The organism is Paenibacillus sp. IHBB 10380 (assembly GCF_000949425.1).
Classification (GTDB): Bacteria; Bacillota; Bacilli; order Paenibacillales; family Paenibacillaceae; genus Paenibacillus_AQ.
The window spans coordinates 3,438,926-3,462,889 of the sequence record NZ_CP010976.1; the positions used below are offsets into that span (position 1 = coordinate 3,438,926).

Genomic DNA, 23,964 nt, shown 5'->3' on the forward strand with positions numbered 1-23,964 from the left:
ATCAATAGTAATACTATCTACTTACTAATGAAGGGACTTATACCAAATGAGAGTACATGTAACGGATTTAAAACCCGGTGATACTTTACTATCGGATACATTTAATAGAGTTGGATTACATGTCCTTTCAAAAGGAACTGTTCTGAAGACAGAAGGAATCAGCCAGCTAGTTAAACATAACATCGAATATGTCGACGTCGAACCTGTGACAGAAGACGATATTCTAAAAGAATCAGCTGCTCTTCAGGATTATCTCTATAAGACTAAACCTCAACTATCTCAAGTTGTAAAAGGTTTTGGCAACCTCTTTCTTGAAGCAGCGAATACCGGTAAAGTGAATGATACTGTGGTTGATGACATCATGGAACCTTTAGTCGATCAACTAAGAGATCACACCGATGTTGTATCTTTATTACTTGCACTTGATCAAAAAGATGATTATACATATCATCATTCTATGCAAGTAGGTATGCTATCTTATTACATAGCTTCATGGCTTGGCTATTCTCAAGAAGATTGCTACACCGTTGGTAAGGCAGGCTATTTACATGACATAGGTAAATGTAGAATCCCCCTTGAAATTTTGAATAAACCGGGCAAATTAACCCCTCAAGAGTTTGATCAAATCAAGCTGCATACGACTTATGGATACGAGATTATTCGTGAATCCAGCTCCGATAAGGATATAGCACTCGTTGCATTACAACATCACGAACGTGACGATGGTAGTGGTTATCCGCTTCAACGTTCGGAGCATGAAGTACATCCATTCTCACAAATAGTAGCCGTTGCCGATGTTTATAGCGCAATGACAACGAAGCGAGTATACCAATCGAAGCAAGAGCTATTAGTCGTTCTACGGGAAATTCATAGTCTAAGCTTCGGTAAGCTCGCCCCTAAACCCACGCAAGCTTTTATACGACATATGCTTCCTAACTTCATTGGCAAGAAAGTATTACTCTCTTCCGGCCAATCGGGGATCATCATTATGACAAATCCAATCGATTATTTCCGCCCATTAGTACAAATAGATACGCTCTTTATTGATTTATCTGTTGAACGGTCATTATATATTAATGAAATATATATGTAAATTGAATATAGTAATAATAAGGGACTCTTCTCAGGCAATCAGATATGCCAGAGGAGAGTCCTTATTCTGATCTTTGCGTCTTGTTCATGAACGTTTTGTTAGCTATCAATGTAATAAATAAAACTAGAAGCAGGGCCACCGACATCGAGATGGTGAAACCAAGGAACATATGTGTACCCCTAACGTTAAACACACCACAAGTCCCCCGCTGTTGCCTACAATCGCTATTCGTTTTATTGTCTACTCCTAAGTAATAATTCCTAACGGATAGTAATCCCTAGAGTGTTATCCGAATAAATACTTTATCCTTTTCATACTGAAAATAAATATCACCCTTGTATATCTCAACTGTTCTTTTAATAATCATTAAACCATTACCTCTTAGTGCATCTCTATTTTTTTTAGTTGTATAGCCATTTTGAAATAGCCTCTTTTGTTCATTAGCTGTAAGTTGAGCCGTGTTCTCCACTGCAAATACATATTTCTCACCAATTGTTTTACATATAACACGGATCTGTTTAGGCTGATCACCCAAATAAGCCTCCGTTGCTTCAATGGCATTATCCAAAAGATTAGAGTAAATTCTCGCCAAGTCCATAGAGTCCACTCTAGTATACTCATTCTGATCCGTCTCGAAGTACATTTGTATACTTTTAGATTGGGCAAACTCCCACTTGCTTCGAAATAAAACGATCAGAATCGGATTCTTAATACATAATGACATCTCCACAATTCTGGTTTCCATTGTCAGCTGTTTTAAATAGCCGTTCGCTTTTTCATGCAACTGCATGTCCATTAATCCGTTTAGAACCTGAAGATGATTCATCATGTCATGTCGGCTTGATTTAATTGCATCTATGACTCTTTCAAGCTCTGAGATATACATTTTTTCCGATTCTTTCAAATCCTGTTTCGAACGAAACTTATACCATTTGTTTAAGATGAACGCAACAATTAACAATAAAATAGCAAATAAAATATCAATTACAAAAATGAAGAAACTACTTTTAAGGACTTGGTGACTTATTTGCTCTAACTCCTTAGCATCAATGTCAATTGCAATAACACCAAGAATCTTTCCATCGTCACTGTAAAATGGTACTCCGACAGATAAGTAAGAATCGTTATGCCCGCCTTTTATAATATCAGTAAAATAACTTTCACCATTTTTAGCTTGCCTTACTTGAGTAACAGGAACTGTACAAGGCATACCTATTGTCATCTCTTCCACACCCGCAGGAATGGCAGATACCATAACTTTAGATATATCAGTATCATCAAGCATTAAAATATATACATATAAAGCATTGATTCGATCGTGATATTGTTCTATATACCGTTTTGTTTGTTTGTGATTCTCATCTTCCTGTTTAGATAATAAAAACTTTTGATAAACATCTTTATCTAATCCCACTGCGATACTTTTGGCTATTTCTATATACTGCTTTGCAAGCGTAATTTGAGCCGATTTGCCAGTAGAATAGTAAGAAATAAATAGTTTGACGCTCATAAGCGCGCTTAGCACAATACATGAAACAACAATAAAATATACAATCCTCTTTTTTGAATAAAAACTGTTCAACTTCATCAACCCAGTCCTTTTGTCCTATGTCCTATATCCCTAGATATTATCATCGGAAGAATAGGTAGGATCCTTTAGATTTTTCTTATCACACAGCTGTCCGGACCTGCTATTGTTAATTTCACCTTTCTACGATTAGGGCTCCTATCAAATTGAAGATGTTCTATCGCTTGTGTTTGTTCATTAACTTGGGCCATATGACTCATAGAAGAAATTCTGAAATTATGTAACGATCTATTGTCTACTTAATTATAGTCTACATCTACAAATACTCTAAGCTGATCATTGTTGATTCGTTCCATTCGGGACTTAACCCCTAGGGATAGCGCCTATGCAGGGCGCACTAAACGACCGCTCCCCCATTAATATATCGAGAGGCGGTCGCAGCTTAATGTTCTTTTATGCATGTCTACTTAACAGGGTTATGACTACGTACCATTAACTCTAATTTTCATTCAATCGCTCAGATACTTTATTAAGCAAATAATCCACCGTATCCTTATCATTAAGAATGATGTCCTGAAAAACTTTAGGGACCTTTCCAGCCAAGATAATGAACCAATATGGATTCTCCTCTAGTGCGATCGCTAAACGAAATAACACCTCTTCTGAAGGCGGTGCCGACTTATCATTTTCAATTTTGCTCAAATAGGTGAATTTAATGTTGGCCTTTTCGCAAACTTCATTTTGCGTCCAACCTTTATTCAATCGGAGTGAACGGATATATTGACCAAATGTCTCATTCTGAAGCATAAAAATCTCCTATCTTGATGGTGTCTCACTACTTCAAGTAAGTCTAAGATGTTTAATTTCATATCAACATGTCATCAGGGCAGAACGTCGATGGTACATCACTTATTTTTGCAAATATATGAGATAAGTGAAAAAGCCAGTTATACATTTAGTAAACACCATGAGCTCCTTCATCAATAAAATCAATCAATTCTTTACTATAATCCGCGTTTTCAGGAAATTAAGATGTATTATTCCCATTCAGTTTAGATTACTCCCCCTTTTCTTGAGACTAATCCTCTTATATCATATATCAAGTTGTATGTTGTTTCCATACAGGACCAATATTTCCCTTATACCAATTTTAGGTAAGAAAAAGCCCACGAGAAGGTTTCCCGTGGGCTAAATGAAACTTTAAACTTTAAACTTCCCAATTAACGCATGCAGTTCTTCAGACATTTTTGATAGAGAGTCTGACGATGAGGAAATCTCCTCCATCGAGGCCAATTGTTCTTCAGTGGATGCCGATACGTTTTGAGATCCAGAAGCCACCATTTTTGATCCCTCCGAAAGCTCATCAAAGGTTTGAACCACTTGTTCTACGCTGGCAGACATTTGTTGGGTGGAGGCTGAGACCTCTTGGACCTGACTAGCTACATGGTCTACAAATCCCTTAATCTCCCCGAAAGTTCCTCCTGCAGTATGTACAACACGTATACCTTCGTTTATTTCTTTGACCCCGTTCTCCATCAATCGAATCGTGTTTTCGATACCGTTTCGGATATGCGTAATTAACTGGGTAATTTGCTCAGCCGATTGAGATGATTGTTCGGCTAACTTACGAACCTCACCCGCAACGACAGCAAATCCGCGTCCCTGATCACCAGCCCTCGCAGCTTCAATGGCTGCATTTAGAGCGAGTAGGTTTGTTTGAGCTGCAATATCGGAAATTGCGTGGATAATCTGTCCTATCTGCCCTGAATACTCACCCATTTCTTTTACTTCATCGGCGAGTAGATTAAATGAATCTTGAATCAACTCCATTTGTTCCTCTACCGATTGAACTTCCTCGTTTCCTTCCATTGTTTTTTTAGCAGCTTGAATGGACACAGAAGAAGCTATTTGTGCGTTTGCAGCGATTTGTTGTACTCCAACTGCCATTTCACTCATTGCTCGTGCACTTTCTTCTAGACTAATTGATTGACTCTCTGCGCTAACGGCGACCTCTTGAATGGTAGAAGTTATCGTCTCGGAAGCCTCACTCGTCTGTCCTGCGCTAGCTGTCAACTCCTCCGAAGAAGTAGCTACATGTTCGGCGCTTATCCTAACTTGATTTATTAACTCGCGAAGATTAGCTTGCATGTGATTAAAGGAGTTCGCTAGAACACCAATTTCATCCTTATTTTTTACTTGAATGCTTTCTACAGATAGATCACCTGACGCTATCTTCTCGGCGGCTTTTTCCAAAACTACTATCGGTGTAGATATCATGCGTGAGGTGAAGAAACCAATCAGTATCGCTAGTACTAATGCAGAAACACTAAGTATGGAAACGACCTTAATTGCAGTATCAACCATCTCAGTATTTCTATTGCTCCCTTCATCCATTAATTTTAGCTGCCTATTAGCTACTTCACCTGCGATTGGATCTAGTTGCCTTCCTAGAGGAAGTACTTCATTTTTAAAAAAAGCCATCGCTTGATTTGGATCTTGGCTATTCTGAACCAATTGAAGCAATTGATCATACTTTTGTTTAAACTGTATATTGAGCTCTCCTAATTTTCTAAGCTTCTCTTCTTCTTCCTCATTTTGAACCAACGGCATGGTCTTACTGATTAACGTAGTCAGGTTACTATTGGATGTTTGTAATATATTCTTAAATTCAGAGTCTTTCATTAAGAGATAGCCACGTAATCCACTAGTTTGTTTCGAAGCCTCTACTTGCATGGTTTGAACATTTGATAAGATCACCGCTCGTCTTTCAATTAAGTCAGTATCTAATCGATCTACTTCCTTAAGGTACGAAATTGATATAACACTTGTAATTCCCAATAAGATAGCAATAATTAAAAATGCTCCCATTAGCTTTTTGCCGATTGTTAATCTCATAGTTCTGATGTGTAATGACATGATGAATGCCCCTTTATAGATATTTGATAAGGAAAAATTAAACCTAGTTCTCACCAGGTGTCTCATAGCGAATGTGCAGACGCCCCCATTTTACTTGGATTCTTAGATCACCTGATTCCCCCTTGAATATTGCAACGTTACTAAAACGGTAAATTGGATGACATTCATAACTCACATCCATATTTCCGATATGTATACATTACCGAGGTTATTGCCGTACATCTAAAAGATGATACACACCCATTAGACACTGAATTGATTATAATACAAACTTGCCTTGAATAGCAAGTCAACTACAATTGGTCCTTTAGCAATGCATAGATATATTCATAGGGCCATAAGTCGTAAATAGCTTTCATCAATCTGTTGTTAATTCTGGTCCTGAATGAACTGCGTAACGATCTCGTAGGTAGCGCATACCAGACTTGGATGACGTTACAGTAAAGGATAATCAAAAAGGGGTACAAAAAATACGTGTCCGAGCAACTTGGACATAAGAGCGTCAAAGTAACTGCGAACACGTATTTAAATATCACTGATGAAGATGATAAGCTTTAGCCAATCGAACCTTCCATCTCATGCTTGATAAGACGGTTCATTTCAACTGCATATTCCATCGGAAGTTCTTTCGTGAAGGGTTCGATAAAGCCCATAACGATCATTTGAGTTGCTTCGGCATCTGTAAGTCCACGGCTCATCAGATAGAACAATTGATCTTCTGATACCTTGGATACGGTTGCTTCATGCTCAAGTGTGATGTTATCATTCATGATCTCATTATATGGAATAGTATCCGATGTAGATTGATTATCCATAATCAGCGTATCACATTTAATGTTCGACTTCGCACCCTCTGCTTGACGTCCGAAGGACGCTAGACCACGATAAGTTACTTTACCTCCGTGCTTACTGATCGACTTCGAGACGATCGTAGAGGTCGTGTCTGGTGCCAAGTGAATCATCTTAGCTCCTGCGTCTTGGTGCTGACCTTTACCTGCAACAGCAATGGAAAGGACCATACCTTTAGCGCCGCGTCCTTTAAGAACAACTGCTGGGTATTTCATCGTCAGTTTGGAACCGATGTTACCATCAACCCATTCCATCGTTGCATTCTCTTCAGCTACTGCACGTTTAGTCACTAGGTTATAAATATTAGGAGCCCAGTTCTGGATCGTTGTATAACGAACGCGTGCATTCTTTTTACAAATAATTTCTACCACCGCACTATGAAGGGAATTCGTACTATAGATTGGAGCTGTACATCCTTCTACATAATGTACCAAGCTATCTTCATCAGCGATAATCAGTGTACGCTCAAATTGTCCCATATTCTCAGAGTTAATACGGAAGTATGCCTGCAATGGCACTTCACATTTCACACCTTTTGGAACGTAGATGAAGCTACCACCTGACCATACAGCACTATTCAATGCTGCGAACTTATTGTCAGCTACCGGAATGATTGTACTAATATATTCTTTAACAATTTCAGGATGTTCTCTTAGCGCTGTATCCATATCCATGAAGATAACCCCTTGATCTTCAAGGTCCTTCTGCATGCTGTGGTATACCACTTCTGATTCATATTGTGCAGATACACCCGCAAGGAATTTTTGCTCCGCTTCTGGAATACCTAACTTGTCGAATGTTTCTTTAATTTCGGAAGGAACTTCCTCCCACGTCTTTCCTTGCTTATCGGAAGCTCTAACGAAATATTGGATTTCATTGAAATCCAAATCATCCATGTTTCCGCCCCATTTAGGCATTGGCATCTTGTAGAATTGCTCCAATGCTTTTAGACGGAAATCAAGCATCCATTCTGGTTCATTTTTAATTTTGGATATTTCCATCACAATTTCACGAGTTAGACCTTTACCTGATTTAAATACAGATTCATGCTCGTCGCGAAAGCCATATTGATACTCTTCTACTTCTTCTAATTGTTTAGCCATGTGATTTCAGCCTCCCTTTCATTATTTGTTCAGGTCTTGATCATCTATACCTTTCCGCAGTGCATTCCAAGCTAGAGTCGCACACTTAATGCGTGCTGGAAACTTGTTCACGCCAGATAAGGCTTCAATGTCTTCATATTCATCGAATTGCACATCTTCACCCTTCATAAGGGCAGAGAAACGTGTTGCTAAATCCTGAGCTTCTTCAATAGTCTTACCCTTCACAGCATCAGTCATCATGGATGCAGAAGACATGCTGATCGAGCACCCATCACCAGAATATTTAGCATCTTGGACGATTCCATCCTCAAGTTTGAGTTGAAGTGTTATTTTGTCTCCGCAAGTCGGATTATTTAAATTAATGGTTACTGCATCCTCTTCAAAAGTTCCCTTATTTCGAGGCGTTTTATAATGGTCCATGATTACACGACGGTATAAATCATCAAGTTGCATCGCCAAAGTACTCCTTTGTCTGAATTAAGGCACTAACAAGTCGGTCAACATCGTCTTCCGTATTGTAGAGGTAGAAGCTAGCACGAGCAGTAGAGCTTACTTGTAGCCAACGCATTAGTGGTTGACAGCAATGGTGCCCAGCACGGATAGCAATTCCACTTGCATCTAGTACAGTAGCTACATCATGCGGATGCACTTCTCCTAAATTGAAGGTAACAAGTCCCACTTCACGATGACGTGGACCATATAAGGTAATACCTTCAATCTCAGATAAACGATCTGTCGCATATGCAGCAAGCGTATGCTCATGACGTTCAATATTGTCCATGCCAACTTCTTCAAGAAAATCAATCGCCGCTGCTAAACCTACAGCTCCAGCGATGATAGGAGTTCCTCCTTCGAATTTACATGGAAGTTCCTTCCAATTTGATTCGTAGAGTCCAACATCATCAATCATTTCTCCACCAAATTCTACAGGTTCCATAGTTTCGAGTAACGCCTTCTTACCATACAATACCCCAATGCCAGTCGGTCCACACATTTTGTGACCAGAAAAGGCATAGAAATCACAATCCAAATCTTGAACATCCACGGCCATGTGAGGTGAGCTTTGTGCTCCATCCACGACGATAATTGCACCATTCCGATGGGCAATTTCAGCGATTTGTTTGACAGGATTCACGACGCCCATCACGTTAGAGACATATGCGATAGCTACAATTTTCGTACGAGATGTAACCACTTTCTCTACTTCTGCCAAATCAACTGATCCATCAGGTTGTAATGCTATATATTTCAAAGTAGCACCAGTAGCTCTAGCTACTTGCTGCCACGGGATGAGATTACTGTGGTGTTCCATAGGTGTAAGTACAATCTCATCACCTTCGCCGCAGACAGTTCGAGCATATGAAGAAGCTACCATGTTCAAAGCTGTCGTAGTTCCACGAGTAAAAATAATCTCTTGTGTGCTACGAGCATGAATGAACTTGGCAACTTTCTCGCGCGATCCTTCATATGCATCTGTAGCACGACTACCGAGTGTATGCACACCGCGATGCACATTAGCATTATCCCATTCATAATAATGCTGCAGTGCTTCAATAACGGCACGCGGCTTCTGAGAAGTCGCCGCACTGTCCAAATACACTAACGGATGTCCATTGATCTCCTGCTGCAATATTGGGAACTGCTCTCGGATTAGTTTGTTCATTGTCCTAACTTCCTTTCAACTAGTGACTGAAGTTGGATCTGCAATCCTTCCAACGGAATTTGGGATACCACAGGAGCTAAGAATCCGTAAATCACTAGCGCTTCGGCCTCTGAACGTGAAATACCTCGAGACATAAGATAGTAAATTTGTTCAGGATTTACTTGTCCAACAGAAGCAGCATGCCCTGCCGTTACATCATCTTCATCAATAAGTAGAATTGGATTCGCATCTCCACGTGCTTTAGGACTCAGCATCAATACTTTTTCCGTCTGCTGACCATCGGATTTGCTAGCCCCTTTCTCAATCTTCGTGATCCCGTTAATGATGGCAGTCGCTTTCTCACGCATTACAGCGCGAGTAATCATCTGACTAAGCGAACTTTTACCAAAATGCTGAGCTTGTGTCGTATAGTTTAGCTTCTGCGCACCAGATCCGACAGCAATGACTTTAGCATCTGTCGTGGAACCATTGCCTTTGAGAATTGAATTCGTGTTACTCATAGTGTCTCCGCTATTCATTTCACCAACGATCCACTCAATAGCGCCATCATTCTCAACTACAGCTCGGCGATAACTTAAATCCGTTACATTCTCACCCATTTGGTGAACAGATGCATAACGAACCTTAGCCCCAGATTTGATGAATACTTCTGCAGCTCCATTATGAAGAATATCCCCATCAAGCTCACCAGACACATAGTTATCAACATAAGTGACCGAACTATTCGCCTCTGCCACAATCAGTATATGCGGTGCAAACGTTGCTTGAGCTTCATCTGTAAGGAATATAGCCTGAAGAGGAGTGGTTACTTCTACATTCTTAGGCACATAGAGGAAAACTCCACCATTCCAAAGAGCTGCATGTAGAGCTGTAACGGAATTCTCATCACTCTTAACCGCGTTGTGTAGATAAGTTTTCACTAAATCTCCGTGTTCTCTAGCTGCGGTGTGAAGATCTGTAAAGATAACGCCCTGTGAAGATAATTCAGGAGACAGTTTAGTGTAAACCACACCTGAATTACGCTGAACAATAAGGCTAGCAGACGCTTCCTGATCTTTAATTAGATCTTGAATTGAAGTAGGAACTTCATCCAAAGATTGAATCGCAGTAGCTTCCTGATAAGTTCCGTATCCTTGCGTATTCCATCGATCTATTCTTGTCTTCTCAAGCTTAGGTAATTCCAACTGAGCCGCCAATTCCAATGCTTTTAAACGTAATTCTGCTAACCAATCCGGTTCGTTATTGCGCTTGGAGATTACTTTCAGGCTTTCGGCGTCAACCGGAAGAATGGTTTGTGTTGTCATTTCGTTGTCCTCCTCCCGTTATATTTACGCTTCTTGACCTACAGTTTCATCTTCAATTCCAAGTTCCTCTTTGACCCAATCATAACCTTCAGCTTCTAGACGTTCAGACAATTCTGGACCCCCTGATTTCACAATAACCCCTTGCATCATCACGTGTACAAAGTCAGGCTTAATATAGTTTAGTAGGCGTTGGTAGTGTGTAATCACTAGGAAACCACGATCTTCACTTCTCATTGCATTTACACCATTAGCTACAATTCTCAATGCATCAATATCTAAGCCGGAATCAATCTCATCAAGAATGACAAGTTTCGGATCCAGCATCATCATTTGTAGAATTTCGTTACGTTTCTTTTCCCCACCCGAGAAACCTTCATTCAAATAACGGTGAAGAAATTCTGGATTCATTTCTAGTTCTTTCATTTTGGATTCCATTTGACGAATGAATTTCATCAAAGAAATTTCGCTACCTTCTTCACGGCGTGCATTAATAGCACTACGAAGGAAGTCTGAGTTCGTAACCCCTGCAATTTCACTTGGATACTGCATCGCTAAGAAAAGACCTGCGCGTGCCCGCTCATCTACAGCCATATCAAGTACGTCTTCACCATCAAGAGTTACTGAACCTGCAGTTACTTCGTACTTAGGATGTCCCATAAGCGCAGAAGCGAGTGTACTTTTACCTGTACCATTAGGTCCCATAACTGCATGAACCTCTCCGCCCTTCATCTGAAGGTTGATTCCCTTAAGTATTTCTTTACCCTCGATTGATGCTTTAAGACCTTCAATGACGAAATTTGTTGCCATGTTTTTTTCCCTCCGTTATATAGATGTTAACCCATATTTGATATTTTGTAGAAACCGGAAATATATTAACAGGGACGATGCCCCCGATTTCAATTGTGTTTATACTCATTCTAAACTACTTCGTCTTGATTCTCAATGATTATCACTTATTTTATTAAATTGACTTATTCTTATCCACTTTCACAAGAAATTTTCGCATTCAAAAATGAATAATCATCCTCTGAACCCTTATTAAGCTGATTCCACCCCCTTGATATTGATTATCAATTGTAACAAGAAGAATTTCTACCTGTGAACGGATTCTTTTCGGCTAAGAACGTTATTGATTTCAATTTACAACACCTGAAACTTGATATGTTATCCATATTGGTGTCATGACTGACAAATGGAAGTTAGACAAATAGAATAAAAAGATAGAATTACATGTACGAAGAAAAGATAAATCAGTAAGGTGAACGTAGGGGATAAATGGGGATTTCGTAATATAAAGAATCGCCGTTCTACTCCTTTATCGAAAGTGAACGACGTTTTAGTACATTTTTTAATCCGACTTATCTTGAAAATATCTTGAATTTCAAAATCAAACATACTGTTTTTTTGACTTTAAATATTGAATCGGATTACAGCCATATTTTTTAAAAAAAGCCGCAGAAAAGTTGCTTGGATTGCTATATCCTACAGCCGCCGCTGCCTCACCAACATTCAATTGTTCAACTTGCATTAAGAATACACCCTTTTCAAGTCGTTGATCCCGAACATGTTCAAAAACAGTCATCCCAAACAACTCTTTAAAGCCTTTCTTTAACTTGAACTCGTTTAATTCCGATGCTCGCGCCAGCTCTTTCAGGGAAAGTGGATTTTCGAGCCTATCAACAATGATTTCCTTGGCAGCATAAAGCTTTTCGATATCTTGTTTTTTCATATAAAACCCTGTATACGAATCATTTTCTCTCGTATATTTTTCTAAAACAAGCAAAACAATTTCCATGATCTTACTTTCCATATGCAATTTCTTTAATGAACCCCTATAGGACGAGTGTACCATCTCGTTTACTGCTCGTTTGAGTATTATTGAATCCTCCAAAGGGTTTATTCGCCCCATCTGACTCTTTAAGCAGTTCTCAACGCTTCTGTAATCGTCCGCAGACTCAAAGTAGCTCAGTAACTGTTCCGGTGACATCCTAATTTCCAGACATTGATATCTCTGTTTTGATTTCTTGAACAAATAAATTTCGCTATCTTCTATAGAATATACATTGCCGGGTTGTACTGAAGTTGAAAAATGGTTCCCCTTGTAATAACAGTCGGCGTTGCCACTAAAACAATAATTGATCTCAAAAACTCGATCTTCATAGATATACTGATTCCAATCTTCTTCCAATATCATATCCGAAATGACAACTTCAATACCTTGTCTAATTTTCAGACGGGAAATGCTCCCCTTTCCCAGAAGGGGTGAAAGAACAAGGTGTTGTTCTCCCCCCTGTTCTGTTGCACTCTCAGCTAGATAATCAGAAAGCCCGTCAAAATATCCATGTATATTATCCGATCGAATAATCTGCTCCATATAAAGCACCTCCTATTTGATCCCTGAATTCATTTGCATCTAAATTACAACCTTATAAATCTGATTTTATCGTAGCACCAATGAGAATTGTTATCAATGAGTTTCAAACTTCAGACGAACCAGGGAATCTCTTCTGTCGAAAAGGCTCGCCGTCCTTAAAGGGATGGTAACCATTTCTCGTAGAAATATAAGAAAGTATATTGAGAACTTATACGTTCTTAATATTATAAAGAAAAAAGGCTTGGCCGCATTCATCAGCCAAGCCTACCTTCTTATTATTGAAATGAACTTTTATGTTTAACCTAACAATGAGCGAAGCATCCACATATGTTTTTCAAGATCACCTTTAATAGTAATTAACATGTCGCAAGTAGGATGATCTTTAGCATCTTCTGCAAGAGTGATACCTTCATCTAATTCCTCGGCAACAGTAGCGAAATCCTCAATGATAGTTTGCACCATTTTACGAGCATCTTCTTTACCTTGCGCTTCTTGAATAGTTGCAAGTTCAAGATATTCTTTCATGGTTGCTGTCGGATTACCTTTGATAGTCAACAAACGCTCAGCTATTTCATCCATCTTCAGAGTTACATCATTGTAGAGCTCTTCAAACTTCACATGTAACGTTACGAACTGTTCACCTTTAACATACCAATGAAAATTATGAAGCTTTACATATAATACGTTAAAATTAGCAACCTGTTGATTCAGTGCCTGTTCCAATGTCTCATTTTGTGATTTAGTTGATGTTGTTTTTGCCATTATAATCCCTTCCTTTTCCATAAAGTATAAGTATGTTTCCTTGCCCACAACTAAGTAGTTAGAATAATTAGGAAGACAAGCTACAAGCAGTTTTCTTAGACACTAATATTTCTTGTTATTCACAATCAAAAGTCTGTACTTCCTAAAATTACTCAATCTCTATAATAATATTTACCCGCTATATACGGATATGAAACAGGTCACCCCCAATAAAAATAGTTTAAAATCATCCTATTTTCCGTTATACTGAATTACCAAGTAACTGAGTAGGTTTTTTTTGATCTACCATTCATTCTGGAGGTGACTCTTTTGTCCACTTATCATCCTTTAACTGTTAATGAAGCTATGGCCTATGCCAGAACTATACCAGGTTACTTTGACAATAACTCAAACCTTCAATGTTCCGAAATTGGAGATGGGAATCTTAATTTAGTGTTTATCATTACAGATCAAGAAAACCATAAGAGTATCATTGTCAAACAAGCCCTCCCTTATGCGAAAGTCGTAGGAGAATCTTGGCCGCTATCACTGGATCGTGCTCGTATTGAACGAGAGGCCCTTCTTATGCAGTCTCAACTATGCGCTGACCTTGTACCTGAAGTCTATGCCTTTGATGAATCCATGGCCATTACAGTAATGGAGGATCTTAGCGATCACGCCATTATGCGCAAAGGTCTACTTGAAGGGAATAATTATCCACTGTTCGCAGAACATATAGGTAGATTCCTTGCCAACACATTATTTTATACATCAGATCTTGCTATGAACCCACAACAAAAGAAGGAACAAGTTAAAAAGTTCATTAACCCAGATCTGTGCAAAATTACGGAAGACCTCATCTTTCAAGATCCCTACCAACAATCAGATAACAATAATTATGCTGACAATATAGCCGACGAAGCACTTGCCCTTCGCGACCACCAGGCTCTTCATCTTGAAGTTGCTCTTCTTCGTGAGAAGTTTCTAACCCAGACCCAAGCATTGCTTCACGGGGATTTGCACACAGGTAGTATCTTTGTGACTCAGAAGTCTACAAAGGTCATTGACCCAGAGTTCGCCTATTATGGTCCTATGGGATTTGATATCGGTGCAATCATTGCTAATTTACTACTGAACTACGTTGCACAACCCGGTTGGATAAATGATGAACTCACTATCCAAGAGAAACAAGCCTCCCTGCTACTTACGGTAGAGAACACTTGGAATGCATTTGAATCTAATTTCCGCACACTTTGGAATAAAGATGTACAAGATATCATGGCCACAACGCCTGGTTATCAAGATATATATGTTGCTCAACTTCTAAAAGATACGGTTGGCTTTGCAGGTTGCAAAATCATTCGCCGCATTGTGGGGCTATCCCATGTAATCGATATTGACAACATCAGTAACGATATTGCACGTGAAACGGCTCAACGTAAAGCATTGTCTATCGGTAAACAACTCGTTCTTAGTAACCGTAATATAAATTCTATTCAAGACTTAATTGAAATCGTTAAGAACACATCTCAAGTCACAACAGAAGGAGTTATCTATGAATTCAAATAATCAGGTAAATTCACAACAACAACAACCTCTATCGTCTCTTCAGTGGGAGAAAGACCATTTAATACTTCTAGACCAGCGTCTTCTACCCGATTCTATTATTATGTTAAATTTATATACTGCCGAAGAGGTATGGGATGCTATCCATACCATGAAGGTAAGAGGGGCTCCTGCAATCGGAATTGCAGCTGCCTATGGTATTGTTCTTGGTGCACAGAACAACACTGACATCGATGTCAAAGACTGGCTCGATGATATTATAGAAGTTAGTCGTTATCTAGCTACTTCACGCCCTACAGCAGTAAACCTCTTCTGGGCGCTTGATCGTATGAAGGACAAGGCCTCTTCTCTTGTGCACGCTGGACATGGAATAATCAAGCTCAATGAGTTGCTACTATCCGAAGCTCACGCTATACAGATAGAGGATGAGGAAGTCTGTCGACTTATTGGAGAGCATGCTCTTCCCCTCTTTCACGATGGTATGGGCGTATTAACACACTGTAATGCCGGTGGATTAGCTACAGCTAAATACGGTACAGCTCTTGCGCCTATGTATCTTGCACATGAACAAGGGATTCACTTGAAAGTGTATGCCGATGAGACTCGCCCAGTACTTCAGGGGGCACGACTCACAGCCTTTGAGCTTCAACAAGCAGGTATTGATGTCACACTCATCTGTGATAACATGGCGGGTATGATCATGAAAAAGGGCTGGATTGAAGCTGTCATCGTCGGTACGGATCGTGTAGCTGCCAATGGCGATGTCGCTAACAAAATCGGTACCTATAGTGTAGCTGTACTAGCTAAAGCTCACGGTATTCCTTTCTACGTCGCTTGCCCCCTCTCCACGATAGATTTATTGACAGAGACCGGTGATGATATTCCAATTGAAGAGAGACCCGCAGAAGAAATAACAGAAGGATTCGGTAAAAGAACAGCACCCGAAGGAATTAAAGTATATAATCCTGCCTTTGATGTTACTCCCAATGAATATGTGACTGCGATTATTACTGAAAAGGGAATCATTAGAGCCCCCTTCAAACAAAATTTAGCTGCCATATTCGCTGATACTCAAACTTCATAATAAAATAAAAAGAGACCAATTCGTTAGATGAGTTGGTCTTTTTCAAAATATAAGAAAGCTTAAGCTTTTACTATACTTTACTTATATTTCTACAAGAAACGGTTACCGTCCCTTTAAGGACAGGGAAGCCATTTCGTCTTGAATATAACTATGACATTCTCAGTAATGCATCTTTACCTAACATTCCAGTATGAATTCCCAACTTCTCAGCCTCAAAGGTAACGGATTCAAGTGGTGCATCCAGTAAATCTTGAAGAGTTCTTACGCCTACAGCTCTACCTGCAATAATCTGCCGATCAGCAAGCTTCTCATTCAATAGGTTTACATCTAAAGCACCACACATAATATAGCCTTTTGAAGTGTTAATGGTGAGTAAAGTTGTCTTAGGTAGTTTCACCTCAACACCGACCATTGTTTGGTCATTAATAACAATAGGTACAACATTGATCATAGCATGGCACCTCCCTATGTCCTACACAACATTATTAGTATTCGGATCAATATGCATTGGTGCGAAAGATCATTCGCAAATTTTGTCGAAAAGGTAAAAGAAACGCCTGTTCTACGCCGAAAGGACTATTTTTTATCCCAATTTAATGGTATAGTTTATGAGCTGTTGGAACATTTCACTAATAAGCTGGGGGAACTATGGATATTAAAATAGGAAATGAAGATGAAGATAGCGGATACTTATTCAATGTTGATATACTAATTAAAGAAAAATCAAATGCACTTGCCTTGCAATTATTAATGGAAATGATAAATAAGAATGAACAAGTACTGGATTTTCGAGTTAAGTCTGGAATAGAGCTGGGAGAAATTATTGAAAGTTTAATTCAAAACAAGAAAAAATCGATGATTTCTAAAAACAGTCTTAAGAATAACACCTTTTCTAAGCTTGGCAACAACGAAAAAAGGGTACCTATATTGCCTATCCCTATAGAAGATAAACCTCAAATAGAGACAACCAAATTGACACCAGCGACTGTAGGATCATCGTTATATAATGATGATCCTACAGAATGGATTAATCTATGTATTAAAGGTAATCGATTAGTTCGTATGACAACGAATCGACAGGGTCAAAAAAAGAGTATTCCATGTCGTATTTTAAACTATGATCAAACAAACCAATTGATTAATGTTTATCATGTAGATGAAAAACAAGTATACTCCTTCCTGTTAAATGAAATTGATGAATTCGATGCTCGCTAGTATCAAGGATAAACGACTTCGTTTACCGATGAAACATTAGAACGGCTATACTTTCCAATATTTCAAAAAAGAGGACCCAAGGGTCCTCCTTTTAATTTCATTTAGCTACTTTTGCCTCGGCGTAGTACATCTGACATGAAATATAACCAGCCAATAATGAAAGCAATGCCACCCAATGGGGTGATTGCACCCAACACTTTAATTCCACTAATACTTAATATGTAAAGGCTACCTGAGAACACTATAACCCCAACGATGAACATCCAACCTGCAACATTGAGTTTCTTAGATTCGCCCCGTTGTCCCACCGTTATTCCTACTAGAATTAACGCAAGTCCATGAATCATATGATATTGGACACCCGTCTCATAAACTTCTAGCGCATCCTTACCAATTCTAGGTTCCAATAAATGGGCTCCGAAAGCACCTATGGCTACTGAAAGAGCCATTAACACTGTGCCCCATTGAATAAATGTACGTTGCACAACAATCCATCCCCTTTCCAAACTAATCTGACAACCTCTGTTCCATACTACCTCATACTCTTTGTGTTTGCTAGCGCCATCAAAATGTCTACATAATAAAATGCACAAACCTTGATTTTTGCAACCAAATATGGAAGAGTATTAACTATACTGGAATATGGATAAGGAGAGATCGATAATGGATTCACATAATTCTCATGATTCACAGCAACAAACTATTGTAGAAAGCGAACATTATAATTCCACGATGAGTTTTCAATCGCCGATTGAATTGAAGCATTCAGGACCCGGAATAGCTTCCTTCATTATTAGCCTTGTGAGCTTATTAGGGTATATCGCAATTGTAGCCATTGCTGGTGCGCTAATTGGCCCTTATTTAGAACCAAATGGTAACGGATTCATTGGTTCCCCTAGTCGTGAGATGGTTACCAATCTAGGAACTTTAGGCATCGTTGTTATTGTATTCTTACTCAGCAATCTCATTGGTGTCATATTAGGTATCATTGGCGCAGCTCTAAAGAACAGAAAGAAAGTATTTGCTATTATAGGCTTAATCATGAATAGTATCGTTCTTGTTGTTCTTATCGCTTTCTTCGTCATCAGTATAATTTCCGCAACAACAATCACATAAAATAAGGGTGGGTTATCATGCCAAAAATTAAAATATTTGCTGACAGTACATGTGATCTACCTAGTGCTTGGATACATAAATATGAAATTGACATCGTTCCGCTCTATGTCGTTTTCGGAGATGAGTCCCTGCGAGATGGAATCGATATTACACCGACCCAACTCTACCAAAGAGTATCCGAAACAGGCAATCTCCCGAAGACTGCCGCACCCTCCCCAACTGATTTCATAACTGCCTTCACACCCTATATAGACCAAGGAGATCAGGTATTATATATCAGCCTCTCTTCTGAATTATCCTCAACCTATCAGAATGCACGAATTGCAGCTGAGGAATTTCCAGAAGGAAGTATTTCCATATTTGACTCACTCAACTTATCCTCTGCTATAGGATTATTAATTATGAAAGCGGTCCATGCAGCAAACTCAGGGAGCAATTTAGATGAAATTATGAGTCTGTTACATGCTGTGAGACCTGCAATAGAGGCTGAGTTTGTCATTGATACACTTGAATATTTACACAAAGGTGGGCGTTGTTCCGGTGTGCAAAATTTTATCGGAAGCCTATTAAAAATTCGTCCCATTATTAAAGTATCTAAGGGTCTAATGATTCCTGCTAATAGAGTACGGGGTAAACGTGAGAAAGCTGTTGAACAGTTACTTCTGAATGCACTTGAGAAAAAGGATCAAATGGATTCTGGTCTCATCTTTGTCGTTCATTCCCTTGCTGAGGAAGATGCTCTTATATTACAATCTACCTTACAGCAACAAACGGGTGCTGAAGTCGCTCTGGCCACAGCCGGTTGTGTTATTTCTAGCCACTGTGGGCCGCATACAATCGGGATTATGTATAGCAAAAAGACCTTATAATGGCTAGCATGTTAAATATTCAATTTAAAAAAAAAACAAAAAAGCCAAAGAAAGAGCATATTTGCTCCTTCTTTGGCTTTTATTCAGCTCATAACTCAATGTCTGACCCATTTCCACCCGATATGATAGTGCATATTAGCGAAAGTAAATTTTAGTGTGCCTTAGTTAATACAAGCTCTAACCGAACACCAAGGTCATTCTCCGTATTTAGAACTACCGTATGTGGATTCTTCATACCAAAATCGGAGAAAGTTACATTAGTTGTACCTGATAGCAATAGTTGGTCTTCACGATATGCAACTTCAGAAATGAAGGATACTTCCTTCTCCACTCCTTTTACCGTTAGCTTACCTTTCATTTCAACAAGCACCGGTGTACCTTCTGTCCATTCAGTCGGAATATCAGAGAAAGATTCTGCCTTGAATGATGCTTCCGGATATGTTCCAATAGCTAAGTAGTCATCGCTCTTCACATGCTCATCACGCTGTCCATTACCCGAATCCAGTTGGGCCATATCAATAGACCCTTCGCCTGACATAGAAGCCTTATCATCCACATTAACACTCCAATTACCCTTTACGGCTGTATCCACGAAGTTAACGGTTTCTTTGGATGTTGTCACAGACCAGTAAACCTTGGACGTGTCTTCAATCATCCAATCACCATTTAATTGAGTTGATGTAACCTTTGCACCTGTCGATGCTGTATCTACGGTCTCAGCACTAGAAACTTGACCTTGCACTGGAATCACCGATTCAATCTCTACATTGTTACCCATATACTGATTGAAGAATAAATATCCTCCAATTGCACCCATAACAACGACTACACCTACCACACCTAGTATGTTTTTCTTCTTCATAAATTCCCTCCATTATCTCTATATAGAATTCTTATTTATATATATTAACAAGCTAATAAGTCAGGAAGATGTCAAAGTGCTGCCAATTACAGGATGTGATAGAATAGTCGTACCATTCAGCTGAAGGAGGATATGTAATATATGAAATCCATCTTGATCGTCGAAGATGAAGAAGCAATATCAAGAGTACTAAGCGCGTATTTGAAAAAGGCTGGCTTCAACGTCATTCGCGCTTTAGACGGTCAGCAGGCATTGGATTCATTCGATGAATCCCATCCTTCTCTTATTCTTCTTGATATTATGCTCCCCGAGATAGACGGCTTCGAGCTATTAAATCTCATTCGTACAAAAAGTAGTTGTCCCGTGATTATGTTGACTGCTCGTGAAGGCATTGATGACCGCCTAGCTGGTCTAAACGGGGGCGCTGATGATTATATGACCAAACCTTTTATTCCCGAAGAAGTTGTAGCCCGTGTCAATGCTGTATTGCGTAGACCATCACAATGGTCAGATGGTAAGCGTAAGCGCCATTTCGGAAGTTTATTCGTGGATTACTCGGCTAGACAAATCTACTTAAATGGAGCTGAAGTCAATTTAACTCCACGTGATTTATCACTACTCCTCTTCTTAACAGAGCATCCCAATCAGATATATACGAGAGAACAACTGATTGAGCATGTATGGGGAATGGATTACGAGGGTAGCGATCGAGCTGTAGATCTCTCCATTAAAAGACTTCGTCAGGCACTTTCACATTGGTCCTCAAAGGAAGGAGAAATTAGAACATTAAGAGGAACGGGGTATCAATTATGGACAGGATAAAAAAACAAACCTCTATCTTGTCCTATTGGACTTTTCGCTATTTACTGATCCTATGTATCGGATTGTTAGTGATCGCTATCACTTCTATATGTTGGATTAGACAAGAATCGATGAATAATCGCTTACAAACTACTGCACTGCTTGCACAGGAAATTGCTGACCGTATCGTAAATCCAGACGGCTCCATTGTAGTCGGAGAAAGTCTTCGCGAATTAATTGAGAACCGTAAACGTTTTTTCAAAATGACCAATGAAATGTGTGTCATTGTGACAGATAACAAGGGTAAAATGCTGTTCTCTATGCCTAAGCTGACACAAGAAGATTTACTCCACAAGTTAGATGACGAACTCAATGAATCTCGTAGCCCAGAGTTCAAAGCAGCAAAGGCGCACATTGAATACGGTGGGGAGCCGATTGGTCAAGTTACATTGCTACAAGCAAAAAATGAGCTAAAATACATTCCAACAGAAGAGAAATGGTTCTTTGCCATTATGTTGGTTAGTTTAGCAAGTCTCAGCTGGTTAACCATTTATCTACTTTCACGTAAACTCACAAGGCCTATACGCAGAGTCGTGGATGCTGCGGCACAGATCAGCCGAGGACAATATGATATTCGACTAGAAGCAGATGCTAATGAGCGTGAAATTAACGAACTGCTTCTCTCCTTTCAACAAATGGCAGGACGGCTAAAGCGGTTAGAACATTCACGTGCGATTATGCTTGCGGGAGTTTCACATGAGTTAAAAACCCCAGTCACTTCCATTAAGGGCCTTGTCCATGCCGTTCGTGAGAATGTGGTAAACGGTGAGGAAGCCGATGAATTTCTCGATATTGCCCTCTTAGAAACCGATCGTCTCCAGCGAATGGTCGCTGATTTACTCGATTATAATGCACTAGCTGCTGGCATTGTACAGGTTCGCCATGAACAACTCGCAGCTATTCCACTTATTTCGGAAATTGTTTATCAGTGGAAGCTGACACAAGGAGAACACGTCGATGAACCCAAGCTAATCATGCCTACGAAGCCTTTTAATCTAATGGGTGATCCACTTCGTATCCAACAAATTATTGTTAATTTGCTCAATAACAGTGTACATGCCAAACATCCTAACAGAACTGTTCATATCCAAATTGAGCTTATTGAACATCCTAATGGATCAGCTGAAGTCATCGTAACGGATAACGGCAACGGTATTTGTACGGAGGATCAAGACTTTGTTTTTGAACGATTCTTCCGTAGCGGCAATCAAAAGAACCGCGTCCGTGGACTCGGTCTTGGTCTTACCTTCAGTCGACTACTAGCGGGTGCAATGGGAGGCGATGTAATACTACGAAATAGCTCCGAGAAAGGGAGCAGCTTCGTTCTTTTGTTACCTATTCATGACATCCTTTAACAGCCCAAGAACAGACGGATAAGCCATAGAGAAACTTCTTCTCAAACGCTAAAGCATGGGTGAGTGTTTCATATTAAAGTAATATAATGAGGGTCTCCTATCAAGATGGAGCCCTCTTAGTGTTCTCATAAAATGGATGTATTCAATTATTCTTCTAATTTATTCTCTTATACCATCACATATCGTCCTTCCCCATGAATATACTTTACAACAGACTATACTGTGCCGAGCACATACCATAATGGAGGTGCCTACCATGCCGGAATCACGCTATCCATATAGCTTCGTTGTATCGAAAGAAGACTGGTCTCTACACCGCAAAGGGTACCAAGACCAAGTCCGTCATCAGCAAAAGGTGCGAGATGTGATTAAGCAGAATCTGCCCGACCTGATTACCGAAGAAAATATTATCATGTCTGACGGTAAACAAATTATCAAGGTGCCCATCCGAAGTCTAGACGAATATCGCTTTGTGTATAATTATCAGAAACAAAAACATGTCGGTCAGGGGGATGGAGACAGCCAAGTTGGAGATGTTCTCGGCCGTGACCCCGCCCAAAAGCCAGGCAAAGGTGAGAAGCCTGGTGACCAACCCGGACATGATATTATGGAAGCCGAAGTGAGCATTGAAGACGTGGAAGAAATGCTATTCGATCAGATGGAACTTCCTAATTTAAAACAGAAAGAAAAAGATCAAATGGAGACACAAACCGTTATTTTTAATGATGTTCGCAAGAAAGGCATGATGTCCAACCTCGATAAAAAAAGAACGATTCTTGAAAATTTACGAAGAAATGCTTCAGCTGGTGACCCCGGCATTCATGGCATTAATCCCGATGATCTCAGATACAAAACATGGGACGATGTTGTGACTCCAGATTCCAACGCTGTCATCATCGCTATGATGGATACGTCAGGTTCTATGGGTTCTTTTGAGAAATACTGTGCTCGTAGTTTCTTTTTCTGGATGACCCGCTTCCTACGTCGTCAATATGAGAAAGTTGAAATTGTATTCATCGCTCACCACACAGAAGCTAAAGAGGTTACTGAAGATGAGTTTTTCAATCGTGGGGAAAGTGGCGGGACCATCTGTTCATCTGCTTATCAGAAAGCTCTTGATATCATCGATCAACGGTACCCCACTGCAAGATATAACATCTATCCCTTCCATTTCTCTGACGGAGATAATCTAACTTCGGATAATGAACGGTGCGTCAAGCTGATCGGTGAGCTGCTGAAGGTATCTAATATGTTCGGTTATGGTGAAGTAAACCAATATAATCGTAGCAGTACTCTAATGTCAGCTTACAGAAATATTAAGCTAGACCCATTTATGTACTATGTCATTAAGGAAAAAGGTGAGGTATACCAAGCCTTAAAAGCCTTCTTTCGTAAACGCGAAAATGCCTAAATATGCTGTTCTCCCATTACTAAAGCCCTTAGCTCTCCTAGTAGGAGGACCAAG

Annotated in this window: 22 protein-coding genes; 9 read left to right on the forward strand and 13 right to left on the reverse strand. The window is 39.6% G+C overall.

Annotated elements, in window-relative coordinates:
* Nucleotides 1–46: 46 nt before the first annotated feature.
* On the forward strand, nucleotides 47–1,093 hold the full coding sequence (locus UB51_RS15340; protein WP_044878047.1) for an HD-GYP domain-containing protein: 1,047 nt from the start codon (nucleotides 47–49) through the stop codon (nucleotides 1,091–1,093).
* A gap of 277 nt (nucleotides 1,094–1,370) precedes the next feature.
* On the opposite strand, the gene UB51_RS15345 is transcribed toward UB51_RS15340, so the two are convergent.
* From UB51_RS15345 to UB51_RS15390, 10 genes are all read right to left on the reverse strand, one after another.
* Nucleotides 1,371–2,681, reverse strand: a complete 1,311-nt coding sequence (locus UB51_RS15345) for a GHKL domain-containing protein (protein WP_044878048.1) — start codon at nucleotides 2,679–2,681, stop codon at nucleotides 1,371–1,373.
* Between the two features lie 438 nt (nucleotides 2,682–3,119).
* Nucleotides 3,120–3,428: a helix-turn-helix domain-containing protein gene (locus UB51_RS15350; RefSeq protein WP_052675960.1), complete on the reverse strand. Its 309-nt coding sequence runs from the start codon at nucleotides 3,426–3,428 to the stop codon at nucleotides 3,120–3,122.
* A gap of 393 nt (nucleotides 3,429–3,821) precedes the next feature.
* Nucleotides 3,822–5,537, reverse strand: a complete 1,716-nt coding sequence (locus UB51_RS15355) for a methyl-accepting chemotaxis protein (RefSeq protein ID WP_234405450.1) — start codon at nucleotides 5,535–5,537, stop codon at nucleotides 3,822–3,824.
* 554 nt (nucleotides 5,538–6,091) lie between these two features.
* Nucleotides 6,092–7,489: a Fe-S cluster assembly protein SufB gene (gene sufB / locus UB51_RS15360; protein ID WP_044878049.1), complete on the reverse strand. Its 1,398-nt coding sequence runs from the start codon at nucleotides 7,487–7,489 to the stop codon at nucleotides 6,092–6,094.
* 21 nt (nucleotides 7,490–7,510) lie between these two features.
* Nucleotides 7,511–7,942, reverse strand: a complete 432-nt coding sequence (gene sufU / locus UB51_RS15365) for a Fe-S cluster assembly sulfur transfer protein SufU (protein WP_044878050.1) — start codon at nucleotides 7,940–7,942, stop codon at nucleotides 7,511–7,513.
* Entirely contained in the window at nucleotides 7,932–9,152 is a 1,221-nt protein-coding gene (locus tag UB51_RS15370) for a cysteine desulfurase (RefSeq protein WP_044878051.1), read from the reverse strand. The genes sufU and UB51_RS15370 overlap by 11 nt, the downstream gene beginning before the upstream one ends.
* A complete protein-coding gene (gene sufD / locus UB51_RS15375) occupies nucleotides 9,149–10,456 on the reverse strand; it encodes a Fe-S cluster assembly protein SufD (protein WP_044878052.1) in 1,308 nt (435 codons plus the stop codon). The genes UB51_RS15370 and sufD overlap by 4 nt, the downstream gene beginning before the upstream one ends.
* A 24-nt stretch (nucleotides 10,457–10,480) precedes the next feature.
* Nucleotides 10,481–11,263, reverse strand: coding sequence for a Fe-S cluster assembly ATPase SufC (gene sufC / locus UB51_RS15380; protein ID WP_044878053.1), 783 nt, complete (start codon nucleotides 11,261–11,263; stop codon nucleotides 10,481–10,483).
* A gap of 580 nt (nucleotides 11,264–11,843) precedes the next feature.
* Nucleotides 11,844–12,830 (reverse strand): helix-turn-helix domain-containing protein, encoded by a 987-nt coding sequence (locus tag UB51_RS15385; RefSeq protein WP_044878054.1) that lies wholly within the window; start codon nucleotides 12,828–12,830, stop codon nucleotides 11,844–11,846.
* Nucleotides 12,831–13,127: 297 nt separating this feature from the next.
* Nucleotides 13,128–13,592: a Dps family protein gene (locus tag UB51_RS15390; RefSeq protein ID WP_044878055.1), complete on the reverse strand. Its 465-nt coding sequence runs from the start codon at nucleotides 13,590–13,592 to the stop codon at nucleotides 13,128–13,130.
* A gap of 309 nt (nucleotides 13,593–13,901) precedes the next feature.
* Between UB51_RS15390 and mtnK the strand changes: the two genes are divergently transcribed.
* Together mtnK and mtnA are read left to right on the forward strand one after the other, a co-directional pair.
* Nucleotides 13,902–15,140, forward strand: coding sequence for an S-methyl-5-thioribose kinase (mtnK, locus tag UB51_RS15395; RefSeq protein WP_044878056.1), 1,239 nt, complete (start codon nucleotides 13,902–13,904; stop codon nucleotides 15,138–15,140).
* Nucleotides 15,127–16,221 carry an S-methyl-5-thioribose-1-phosphate isomerase gene (gene mtnA / locus UB51_RS15400; RefSeq protein WP_044878057.1) on the forward strand — a complete coding sequence of 365 codons (1,095 nt, stop codon included), beginning with the start codon at nucleotides 15,127–15,129 and terminating at the stop codon, nucleotides 16,219–16,221. Before mtnK ends, mtnA begins: the two co-directional genes overlap by 14 nt.
* Nucleotides 16,222–16,369: 148 nt before the next feature.
* Here the strand turns inward: mtnA and UB51_RS15405 are convergent, their stop codons facing one another.
* The gene (locus UB51_RS15405) at nucleotides 16,370–16,672 is read right to left on the reverse strand and encodes a YunC family protein (RefSeq protein WP_044878058.1); all 303 of its coding nucleotides are present in this window, start codon (nucleotides 16,670–16,672) and stop codon (nucleotides 16,370–16,372) included.
* 197 nt (nucleotides 16,673–16,869) lie between these two features.
* On the opposite strand from UB51_RS15405, the gene UB51_RS15410 reads away from it, so the two are divergent.
* A complete protein-coding gene (locus UB51_RS15410) occupies nucleotides 16,870–17,436 on the forward strand; it encodes a hypothetical protein (protein WP_044878059.1) in 567 nt (188 codons plus the stop codon).
* 101 nt (nucleotides 17,437–17,537) lie between these two features.
* Here UB51_RS15410 and UB51_RS15415 read toward each other — a convergent pair whose 3' ends face one another.
* Nucleotides 17,538–17,921 carry a DUF423 domain-containing protein gene (locus UB51_RS15415; protein WP_044878060.1) on the reverse strand — a complete coding sequence of 128 codons (384 nt, stop codon included), beginning with the start codon at nucleotides 17,919–17,921 and terminating at the stop codon, nucleotides 17,538–17,540.
* Between the two features lie 178 nt (nucleotides 17,922–18,099).
* Between UB51_RS15415 and UB51_RS15420 the strand changes: the two genes are divergently transcribed.
* Together UB51_RS15420 and UB51_RS15425 are read left to right on the forward strand one after the other, a co-directional pair.
* Nucleotides 18,100–18,552 carry a hypothetical protein gene (locus UB51_RS15420; RefSeq protein ID WP_044878061.1) on the forward strand — a complete coding sequence of 151 codons (453 nt, stop codon included), beginning with the start codon at nucleotides 18,100–18,102 and terminating at the stop codon, nucleotides 18,550–18,552.
* Between the two features lie 17 nt (nucleotides 18,553–18,569).
* The gene (locus UB51_RS15425; protein ID WP_044878062.1) at nucleotides 18,570–19,421 is read left to right on the forward strand and encodes a DegV family protein; all 852 of its coding nucleotides are present in this window, start codon (nucleotides 18,570–18,572) and stop codon (nucleotides 19,419–19,421) included.
* 151 nt (nucleotides 19,422–19,572) lie between these two features.
* Here UB51_RS15425 and UB51_RS15430 read toward each other — a convergent pair whose 3' ends face one another.
* A complete protein-coding gene (locus tag UB51_RS15430) occupies nucleotides 19,573–20,283 on the reverse strand; it encodes a YceI family protein (RefSeq protein ID WP_044878063.1) in 711 nt (236 codons plus the stop codon).
* Nucleotides 20,284–20,424: 141 nt separating this feature from the next.
* Between UB51_RS15430 and UB51_RS15435 the strand changes: the two genes are divergently transcribed.
* The 3 genes from UB51_RS15435 (at nucleotide 20,425) to yhbH (ending at nucleotide 23,910) form a co-directional block, all read left to right on the forward strand.
* Entirely contained in the window at nucleotides 20,425–21,105 is a 681-nt protein-coding gene (locus UB51_RS15435; protein ID WP_044878064.1) for a response regulator transcription factor, read from the forward strand.
* On the forward strand, nucleotides 21,093–22,499 hold the full coding sequence (locus UB51_RS15440; RefSeq protein ID WP_044878065.1) for a HAMP domain-containing sensor histidine kinase: 1,407 nt from the start codon (nucleotides 21,093–21,095) through the stop codon (nucleotides 22,497–22,499). The genes UB51_RS15435 and UB51_RS15440 overlap by 13 nt, the downstream gene beginning before the upstream one ends.
* A gap of 256 nt (nucleotides 22,500–22,755) precedes the next feature.
* Nucleotides 22,756–23,910 (forward strand): sporulation protein YhbH, encoded by a 1,155-nt coding sequence (yhbH, locus tag UB51_RS15445; protein WP_044878066.1) that lies wholly within the window; start codon nucleotides 22,756–22,758, stop codon nucleotides 23,908–23,910.
* Nucleotides 23,911–23,964: the final 54 nt, after the last annotated feature.

Coding starts and splice junctions, on each gene's coding strand:
- UB51_RS15420 (WP_044878061.1), top strand. CDS start 18,100: ATGGATTCACATAATTCTCATGATTCACAGCAACAAACTATTGTAGAA.
- UB51_RS15385 (WP_044878054.1), bottom strand. CDS start 12,830: ATGGAGCAGATTATTCGATCGGATAATATACATGGATATTTTGACGGG.
- sufD (WP_044878052.1), bottom strand. CDS start 10,456: ATGACAACACAAACCATTCTTCCGGTTGACGCCGAAAGCCTGAAAGTA.
- mtnA (WP_044878057.1), top strand. CDS start 15,127: ATGAATTCAAATAATCAGGTAAATTCACAACAACAACAACCTCTATCG.
- UB51_RS15345 (WP_044878048.1), bottom strand. CDS start 2,681: ATGAAGTTGAACAGTTTTTATTCAAAAAAGAGGATTGTATATTTTATT.
- UB51_RS15405 (WP_044878058.1), bottom strand. CDS start 16,672: ATGATCAATGTTGTACCTATTGTTATTAATGACCAAACAATGGTCGGT.
- sufC (WP_044878053.1), bottom strand. CDS start 11,263: ATGGCAACAAATTTCGTCATTGAAGGTCTTAAAGCATCAATCGAGGGT.
- UB51_RS15425 (WP_044878062.1), top strand. CDS start 18,570: ATGCCAAAAATTAAAATATTTGCTGACAGTACATGTGATCTACCTAGT.
- UB51_RS15340 (WP_044878047.1), top strand. CDS start 47: ATGAGAGTACATGTAACGGATTTAAAACCCGGTGATACTTTACTATCG.
- UB51_RS15440 (WP_044878065.1), top strand. CDS start 21,093: ATGGACAGGATAAAAAAACAAACCTCTATCTTGTCCTATTGGACTTTT.
- UB51_RS15370 (WP_044878051.1), bottom strand. CDS start 9,152: ATGAACAAACTAATCCGAGAGCAGTTCCCAATATTGCAGCAGGAGATC.
- UB51_RS15410 (WP_044878059.1), top strand. CDS start 16,870: ATGGATATTAAAATAGGAAATGAAGATGAAGATAGCGGATACTTATTC.
- UB51_RS15430 (WP_044878063.1), bottom strand. CDS start 20,283: ATGAAGAAGAAAAACATACTAGGTGTGGTAGGTGTAGTCGTTGTTATG.
- UB51_RS15355 (WP_234405450.1), bottom strand. CDS start 5,537: ATGTCATTACACATCAGAACTATGAGATTAACAATCGGCAAAAAGCTA.
- UB51_RS15350 (WP_052675960.1), bottom strand. CDS start 3,428: ATGCTTCAGAATGAGACATTTGGTCAATATATCCGTTCACTCCGATTG.
- sufB (WP_044878049.1), bottom strand. CDS start 7,489: ATGGCTAAACAATTAGAAGAAGTAGAAGAGTATCAATATGGCTTTCGC.
- yhbH (WP_044878066.1), top strand. CDS start 22,756: ATGCCGGAATCACGCTATCCATATAGCTTCGTTGTATCGAAAGAAGAC.
- UB51_RS15390 (WP_044878055.1), bottom strand. CDS start 13,592: ATGGCAAAAACAACATCAACTAAATCACAAAATGAGACATTGGAACAG.
- sufU (WP_044878050.1), bottom strand. CDS start 7,942: ATGCAACTTGATGATTTATACCGTCGTGTAATCATGGACCATTATAAA.
- UB51_RS15435 (WP_044878064.1), top strand. CDS start 20,425: ATGAAATCCATCTTGATCGTCGAAGATGAAGAAGCAATATCAAGAGTA.